Genomic DNA, 916 nt, shown 5'->3' with positions numbered 1-916 from the left:
CTTTTGCCTTTACCGCATTATTCGGCACCTCATTATCATCTTTCAACTGCTTGATAACATCTGGATCTTTCGTGCCATCTATTAAATTATCAAGTTTTTTCACACGTGCTATGTCACTAACTGGCCCAGGATAATTTGCATCCGGTTGTCTAACTGGTATTAAATTGCTGTTTTCATTCACACCTTCAGGCTTGTTATTTTCGGCGTTCGCATTATCCGTAAAAATCAACACTGATAAAATTGCAACGATAATACCTTTACTTCTATTACGCTAACCCAATTGGCATAAAAATAAAAACCCCTAATGGATAACTACATTGTTATCTACTAGAGGTTTCTAACTTATACTATTTTATAACACTATCGTATTTTCTTTTTCATGAATCATTTCAATAATGACATTGTCTTCATTCATTACTGCTACTTTAGGTGCATGGTTTTGAATTTCTTCTTCATTCAACTGTGCATAAGTCATGATTATGACTACATCGCCTACTTCAACAAGTCTTGATGCTGCACCGTTTAAACAAATTTTACCACTACCTCTTTCACCAGCTATTACGTATGTTTCAAAACGTGCACCATTATTATTATTCACGATGGCTACTTTTTCATTTGGCAAGATGTCTACCGCTTCCAATATATCTGAATCAATCGTAATGCTACCTACATAATTTAAATTTGACTCAGTCACTCTTGCTCTATGAATTTTAGCATTCATCATTGTTCTTATCACTTTATTCAGCTCCAATTATTATATTATCTATTAAACGCGCTTTTGAAAATTTAACAGCTAACGAGATAAATATGCGTCCAGTTATTTCGTGTTGTTCTACTAATTGAGGATAACTATAAACAGCAACTTCTTCAATGCGTCCACTTATATGTGATTCAAGATATTCAGTAACCCTGTCTA

General features: G+C 33.8%; 2 protein-coding genes and 1 pseudogene. All 3 read right to left on the bottom strand.

Features of this window, described 5'->3' with window-relative positions; all coding sequences use genetic code 11:
* A pseudogene (gene sasK / locus IDG60_RS16400) lies at positions 1 to 253 on the bottom strand (LPXTG-anchored surface protein SasK); the annotation flags it as partial.
* 99 nt (positions 254 to 352) lie between these two features.
* The gene (panD, locus tag IDG60_RS16395; protein WP_000621533.1) at positions 353 to 736 is read right to left on the bottom strand and encodes an aspartate 1-decarboxylase; all 384 of its coding nucleotides are present in this window, start codon (positions 734 to 736) and stop codon (positions 353 to 355) included.
* 1 nt (position 737) lies between these two features.
* The coding region (locus tag IDG60_RS16390) for a pantoate--beta-alanine ligase (RefSeq protein WP_481906089.1) at positions 738 to 916 on the bottom strand (179 nt) is incomplete at its 5' end.

It is taken from the genome of Staphylococcus sp. EG-SA-2, assembly GCF_017152085.1.
The sequence above is the reverse complement of the archived record's forward strand: the minus strand, read 5'-3'. Positions and strand labels throughout refer to the sequence as shown.